Here is a 2737-nt window from a genome sequence, read left to right on the forward strand (position 1 = left end):
CCATCCGCCGACGACGCCACCAAGCCCAAGCCATGACCAGCCACTACACCCGACAAGCCCTCACCGAGCCGTGATCACAATCCCCGGCTGGAGTACTAGAAGGGCATACCCGCTTCAGGCTCGGGTTCTGAATCAGAATGCGTTTCCTGATCGGACTCGTCGGGACCGAGGTGAGGGCTTGGCCAAGCCAAATCCACGAATCGTGAGAGATGAAGCTGGCCAGCAACTGTGATGGTATCGGTAGGTCCCTCTCGGTGCTTGCATACGATCAGATCTACCTCTCCCGCCCTGGGTGACATGAGGTCGTAGTAATCGGGCCGGTGAACCGCAATTACTACATCCGCTTCTTCGTCGATTCCGCCTAGCTCGTCCAGTTCGGGTGGGCCAGACGCCCGATCGTCCACGCCATGGCCAACCCCGCTTACGGCGACGATCGGCACATGCAGCTCCAGGGCGAGAAGCTTGAAAGCCCTCGACATCTCACGGAGTTCTCGTCGCCGCAGGTCGTCTTCTTGATGGCTCATCAACTGCTGGATGCTATCTATAACCACAAGTTTGACGTCATAATCTGCGACCACGCGCCTTACTTCTCTCGTGACGGTGGCAATGGAAGGAGCGTATCCGTCGTTGATGAAGAGCGGTGCTTCGCCGATTTCTTGGAGCCCGCGAGCAAGTTTATCCCAGTCCCCGTCGGAGAGCATCGCGGCGCGAAGGACATGCAGTGCAATGCGGGTCTCGGCTGAGACGAAGCGCCGCAAGACTTCTGTTTTGGTGAGTCGGAAAGACATTAACAGGGCGGGCAATCCGCGGCGTGTGGTGGCGGAGCGGCAAATGTCGAGCGCGAATGTTGACTTCCCAATGGCGGGACGGCCTGTAATCACTACGAACTGGCCGGGCGATATCCCAGCGCCCAGAAGTATGTCGAGGTCGGTGAACCCGGTGGGAACCCGGGTAAAGGATGGGGTGCTGACCTTCTCCAAGTTGTCAAGAAATTCAACGAAGAGATCTGATATGGACTCAGTCGTCTGCTCGGGCGGCTGCGGCCTGCTGTCTATCGAGTCTTCAGCGTCAGGCTTTGATGATCCTGGTCGAATGCCAACAAGGGGTGGCTCCTTCGGCTCGGTCGATCCTTGCTGCTCATTTCGGGCCGCAATCCAGAGCGGACGAAAATCTTCAATGTTTCCATTAAGTTGCTCAACGACTAGTTCAAGTTGGCCCCACGTCGGGAGCTTCGTACACCGCAACACGCCATGAACAGTGGTGTGGCTAACGGCTTTCCCTGTCCGATTAGAGATAGTTCGGGTGCTTGGTGCGCCATTGTGTATATGTAAGCGTTCGATGCTATGCCTTAGTGCGCTAAGGGCATCGCCGGGAGGTGGTTCGGGATCAACCGCAAGGTGTTCTTCCATCGTCCTTACAGGATCGAGGCGCTGTAAGAATTTGTAAAGCTTCGTACCTTGATCGTCACGATGCGTAGAACCGTGTCAGCCGCTTCGGTTGACATATGAGGCTTGACGAGGCGAGCGAAAAGCTGGGCTCAGTCGTTCGCCCTCCGTCGCCACTACCTTGTGTAATCGGCGGCAGCGACGTATAGCAACAGGGGTGGTGGAGTGCGAAGGGCCTGCGGCATGGCGAAGAGTGTCGGTTACGGAGTAGCCGGCCGCTAGGTACGGCGAACGTGAGCGGCTGAGCGGCAGGCCCGAGATCAAGGCGGGCACCCGGGGGTAGGAGCCCCGGGGCCGCCGTGGCAGTCGCGTTAACCAATGTCCGAGGCAAGGACGATTACACGAGGAGAACGAAGACCCGGTGACTACCGTAACGAGAAGTGCGGAGCCGCACCAGAGCAGGGGCACTACCAGCACCGAGACTGTCCTGATCGCGGCGCTCATGTCGGTCGTGATCATGTCCATCGGGGCGCTGGTCTACTTGGTGAAGATCAGCGCCGACATGGGGTCGGTCGCCCCGGTGGCGATCTCGGCGATCAGCGCAATCGCGCTGGCAGCGATCAGCGCCATCGCAGTGGTGCTCCGCAGGCGACCTCCACGCAATCGGAGGTAGCTCGGTGGCATGAGCGGGTTGTCTTTGATGGCCCGCTCCGCCAGCCCTTCACCCACGACGGCATCAAGTTGGGCGACACCGACCCGGTGACGGGACGGCTGGAACATGCGATCTTGTCCGAACCAACGCCGGACAGGGACAGCCAGGAACTAGCGTCGATCAGTGCCGCCAGGAGGCGGCCCCGGAGGTTCGGGGCACACAGGGGGCACAAGACACCGTCAAACGTTGCGAACCGGCGAACAGCCATGGCAACCCGATACGCCATGCAAGCAGGCGTCGGGCGCTGCTGTCGCTGGTAGGTGCGCCGGGGCTCTAAGTTCCGCTTCAACCTCTGTAGTTGTTGGTTGTGACGGCAAGGGTCACTGGCGACGGCTGGGCCAAGCGGCCCATGCCGCAGCGGCGGCGCACAGCATTAGGCAGACGAACAGGCAACTCAGTGCGCCGCAGAGCACCAGTGCGACCGTCCCAAGGCCCTCCACGGGCATATCGTAGGCGCTGAGTCAGCCGTGCTATCGCCCTGCACTGTCGACAGCAACGGTGACAGCAACAGGGCCAGACAGGCCGGGCCGAAGCCGAACAATGAGCCATTTTCATCCTGCGTAGCGGTCGGCTTCGACGCGGTGCAGGACGAGGATGGCCTGCACGATCGCGGTCGCTCGGCGTGGGCAGCAGCGCAGCT

Annotated in this window: 2 protein-coding genes and 1 pseudogene; all 3 read right to left on the reverse strand. The window is 60.5% G+C overall.

Going from position 1 to position 2737, the window contains the following annotated elements:
* Positions 1–95: 95 nt before the first annotated feature.
* Positions 96–1247: a replicative DNA helicase gene (locus IF06_RS33490; RefSeq protein WP_198039709.1), complete on the reverse strand. Its 1152-nt coding sequence runs from the start codon at positions 1245–1247 to the stop codon at positions 96–98.
* Between the two features lie 675 nt (positions 1248–1922).
* Positions 1923–2165, reverse strand: a complete 243-nt coding sequence (locus tag IF06_RS33810; protein ID WP_151015047.1) for a hypothetical protein — start codon at positions 2163–2165, stop codon at positions 1923–1925.
* Between the two features lie 483 nt (positions 2166–2648).
* Positions 2649–2737 (reverse strand): annotated as a pseudogene (locus IF06_RS33815) (IS5/IS1182 family transposase); the annotation flags it as partial.

Origin of the sequence: Micromonospora globosa, from assembly GCF_000717585.1 — a bacterium.
Taxonomy (GTDB): Bacteria; Actinomycetota; Actinomycetes; order Mycobacteriales; family Micromonosporaceae; genus Micromonospora; species Micromonospora aurantiaca.

Bases quoted from the DNA above. Each gene is read 5' to 3' on its own strand.
- IF06_RS33810 (WP_151015047.1), bottom strand. From the start codon at position 2,165: ATGTTCCAGCCGTCCCGTCACCGGGTCGGTGTCGCCCAACTTGATGCC.